Here is a 5,024-nt window from a genome sequence, read left to right as displayed (position 1 = left end):
TTAGTTTTTGGTTGTTAGTTTTTGGTTATGGTTTGATAGTTTATGGTTACCCCGCACATAAATCTTTTGATATATTATTTTTATTTTTAAATTTTATCCAGAATTTATGTGCGGGGTTATAGTTTTTTAGTTTGTTGGTCGTGCCATGAGTCCGGCATTAGCGAACTATTGAACCAATGAACTAAAACTAATAACCAAAAATCATGAACTAAAATTTTAACCAATACTGCAAAATTTATGTCGTTATGTATGACTTTCTACCTGATAATCTCCACCCACCCATTCTGTTTCTCATTACCAGGCCACTTTATAAAATAAAAGTACACCCCATCAGGCACACGATCACCATCCCAATTATTTTCATAATTATCGTTATGATAGATTAAGTTACCCCAGCGGTTATAGATAGTTAATGCAGTGCCACCTGGCGGCAAACTATCGATCACAAAATACTCGTTTTTGCCATCTCCATTGGGTGTAAACACGTTAGGCACAAAATATGGAATGACCTCCAGAATAGTTACTGCAAAAGAATCTCTGCAATTGTTATTATCTCTTATATAGACAGTATAATCACCTGGAGCTAATCCTGTAAATAAATATGTATTGTTTTTCTCAATACTATCATAGCTTTCAAAAATAATACCATCTAAACTATATTGATATAACGGGGTGCCTCCCTGTACATTAGAGAGCAATATTTCTCCTGTAGCCAACTTGTGCAAAACAGACGCTGATGCAGTTATGTTAGCAGTAATTGGTTGCGGCTCGTTAATTGTAATGATTGAAACATATACATATTCACATTTTATACTATCTCGTATTGTCAAAGAATATACACGGGCTTGCAATGAATCAAAAACAGTAGTGCCAGTAAATAATTTATTTGAATCTTCAATACTAAACTCCCATGGTGGAAAAAATCCAAAAACAGTATCAATTTTAATTTCACCATCGTCACCACCAAAGCATTTCACATCTTTTTTTGATAACACAGCCGCTGTGGCAGGGTTTTGTGTTAATTTAAATGAATCAATTACAACACATGCATTGGAATCAGTTATGATAACAGTGTATGTACCGGCAGCGAGACTATCAAGAGTATCTCCGGGTTGTAAAAAAGTAGTATCAACATTATTAATAATTGAAAACTGGTAAGGTTTTATACCTCCACTGGCAAAAATTGCAACCTCTCCTGTTTTATCTCCAAAACATTTTATCTGTTTTATTATCTCAATCGAATCTAATACCAACTTGAATGGTGAAGTAATATTATAAAACGTATTTGAAATGCATCCATTGGTGTCTTTAACATACACGAAACCCCCACTGGTTAAATTAGTAAAAATGGTATTTGATTGCCATGGACCGCCAGGATTTAATGAGTATTGATAAGGGGATGTTCCACCGATACCTAATACGGCTATAGATCCAGTCGTATCCCCAAAACATAAAACATCACTTGTAGAATCTATAATAAGTCCCAGCGTTGAAGGCTCAATAATTACTGTATCGTAACAGTAAGTACATCCATTCACGTCTCTGATACACACAGAATGTATGCCTGGAAAAAGAGAAGAGTCATAAGCATTTGGACCAAATGGAAGAGTATCAAATGAATATTCGTAAGATGGTGTTCCTCCAAAAGCGCTATCCACTAAAATTACCCCATCATTTCCTCCATTGCAACTAATATTTTTTGTTAAAATATTAGCAAAAATAGAATCCGGATCATCCACAAAAACTGAATAGTTGTTTTCACAGCCCAAAGAATCTTTAATATACACCGTATACGAACCAACTGCTAAACTATCAAAAAATGTATCGGTTTGGGAAGTGATAAAATTGTCAAGACTAAACAAATAGGGCGGCAGCCCACCTGTAATCGGACTGATCGTAATTACTCCAACAGTGTCATTACAGGATGCATCAGCACTTACAAATACATTCGTATTAATAGAATCAACAACTGTAACATTTGTTGTATCAGTTTGTACACACCCATTGCTGTCAGTTACAGTAACAATAAATTGGGTTGTTGCCGGCACAACAGGTGTAAACAAAGGATTTGCTAAGCTTGAATCGTTTAATTCGGCAAATGGATCCCACAAATAAGTAAATGGTAGTGCTGTGCCTGTTGCAGTTGGCGAACCTCCTATCGGGGTGGAATTTCCAAAACAAATAGAAGCATCATTTCCGGCATTTACTACAGGCAATGCATTTACGATGATATTAACCGTATCTGATTGTACGCAATTATTAGAGTCTGTGACTGTTACAATAAATTGGGTTGTGCCTGGAGCTGTAGGTGTATATGTTGGGTAAGCCAGAGAAGAATCATCTAAATTTCCATCAGGGTCCCAAATATAACTGAAAGGGCCTGTACCTGTTGCCGTTGGTGAACCTCCCAGGATGATCGAATCACCATAAAAACAAATAGAAGAATCAAATCCGGCATCCACTACCGGCAAGGGATTTACAAAGACAAGCACCGTATCTCTTTGTATGCAGCCATTCGTATCGGTTACAGTTACAATAAATTGGTAGGCGCCTGAATCTGTGGGACAAAATACAGGATTCGCAACAGCAGGATCACTTAAAAGCGCTCCCTGTGACCAGACAAAAGTGAAAGGTGGTCCTTCCCCGATGGCAGTTGGTGAACCACCCAAAGTATCACATATTCCCACACATACTGTATCATCGCTACCGGCATCTACTACAGGTAAAGGTGTTACGGTAATAACTACCGTATCGCATTGCACACAGCCATTTGTATCAGTTACGCAAACAATAAACTGAAATATCCCTGTATCCGGTGGAAGAAATGGCGGATTATCTAATATAGAATCATTTCCTGCTAAAAGTCCCCCTGGCGACCAGTCGTAAATGAAGGTTGGTCCTGCTCCGGAAGCAGTGGGTAAGCCGCCTAACTGGTATGCGTTACCATCATTACAGATAGAAGTATCAACACCAGCATCCACTACCGGCAATGTGTCAATGGTAATAATTACTGTATCAGTCAGAATACAGCCATTTGTATCGGTAACTGTAATAGTAAATGTATCTATACCCGGGCCCGAAGGTGTGAAAGTTGGATTGGCAATGGAATCAAAATCTAAATTTGCATTTGGCACCCATACATAGGTGAAAGGCGGCCCTGAACCTATGGCAGTCGTGTCATCGCCTAAAACAACCACAGTTCCGTCATCACATACAGAAGTATCGTTACCCGCATTCACCACAGGCAATGGATTAACTACAATACAAACTGAATCCACTGGTCCAACACAACCATTGGCATCTGTCACTATTACACCAAAACAATATATGCCTGAATCCGGGGGTATAAAGACCGGGTTCGGATCAGTTGGAGTAAATAAATTGAAACCGGGTGACCACAGATAACTAAAAGGCCCTGTCCCTGTGGCTGTAGGTGATCCCCCTATTGTTGGTGTAAATCCATCACATATCGTGTCATCAACACCCGCATCTGCAACTGGAAGGGCAGTAACTGTAATATTGACCGTATCGGAGTTCATACAGCCATTCGTATCAGTTACTGTAACAATAAATTGCGTTGTACCGGTATCAATGGGTGTGAAAGTCGGTTTATCAATCGAATCATTATTTAAATTCGTATCCGGTAACCAGCTATAAATGAAGGGAGGCCCGGCACCTGAAGCCACTGGTGACCCGCCAATGATAATAGAATCACCATAAAAACATATAGAAGAATCCACTCCGGCATCCACCCCTCCTATTGCGTTTGCTGTGACAATTACCGTATCGCATTGCACACAGCCATTTGTATCAGTTGCACATACAATAAATTGGTATACCCCTGAAACTGTACTACAAAATACCGGGTTTGCAGTATTAGAATCAGCCCCTAAAAGTACACCTGGCGACCAGTCATAATTGAAAGGTGGAGCTACACCTGTAGCAGTTGGAGACCCTCCCAAAGTATCACATCCCCCTGCACACAATGTGTCATCACTGCCGGCATCTACTACCGGTAAAGGCGTTACGGTAATAACCACCGTATCGCATTGCAAGCAGTCATTTGTATCAGTTACACATACAATAAATTGGTATGAACCGGTATCCGGTGGTAAGAATGCAGGATTAGCAGTAATAGAATCTACACCAGTTAATAATGTCCCAGGCGTCCAGTCGTAAATAAAGGGCGAAGCTACACCGCTAGCTGTTGGCGCCCCACCTAATGCGTATGGAATTCCATCATTACAGACAGAAGTATCAGTGCCGGCATCCACAACAGGCAAGGTGTCTATGGTAATAATTACTGCATCCTGGCTACCACAGCCATTCGTATCGGTTACGATTACATTAAAGGTACATATACCTGCGCCTGTTGGTGTAAATATTGGGTTTGCAATTGTATCATCATTCAGGGTAGGGCATCCTATCCATACATAGGTGAAAGGCGGCCCCGAACCTATGGCAGTTGGTGAACCACCCAAAACAACCGTAGTTCCATCATCACATACTGAAGTATCATTTCCTGCATTTACCACGGGCAATGGATTAACTACAACACAAACTGAATCAACCGGCCCAACACAACCATTGGCGTCTGTCACTGTTACGTCAAAACAATATATGCCTGAATCCGGGGGTATAAAGATCGGGTTCTTATCAGTTGCAGGAAATAAATTGCCAGGGGGTGACCACAGATAACTAAAAGGCCCCGTCCCTGTGGCTGTAGGTGAACCCCCTATTGCTGGCGTAAATCCATCACATACCGTATCATCTATACCTGCGTTTACAACCGGGAGAGCAGTAACTGTAATATTTACCGTATCGCATTGCACGCAGCCATTTGTATCAGTTACACATACAATAAATTGGTATACCCCCGAAACTGTGGTACAAAATACCGGGTTTGCAGTATTAGAATCAGCCCCTAAAAGTACACCTGGCGACCAATCATAATTGAAAGGTGGAGCTACACCTGTAGCAGTTGGAGACCCTCCCAAAGTATCACATCCCCCTGCACACAATGT

At 40.5% G+C, this 5,024-nt stretch carries 1 pseudogene (running past one end of the window); it reads right to left on the bottom strand.

Annotated elements, in window-relative coordinates:
* Window positions 1–257: 257 nt before the first annotated feature.
* A pseudogene (locus tag FVQ77_08430) lies at window positions 258–5,024 on the bottom strand (T9SS type B sorting domain-containing protein) (it continues 1,926 nt past the right edge of the window).

It is taken from the genome of Cytophagales bacterium (assembly GCA_019456305.1).
Classification (GTDB): domain Bacteria; phylum Bacteroidota; class Bacteroidia; order Cytophagales; family VRUD01; genus VRUD01.
The sequence above is the reverse complement of the archived record's forward strand: the minus strand, read 5'-3'. Positions and strand labels throughout refer to the sequence as shown.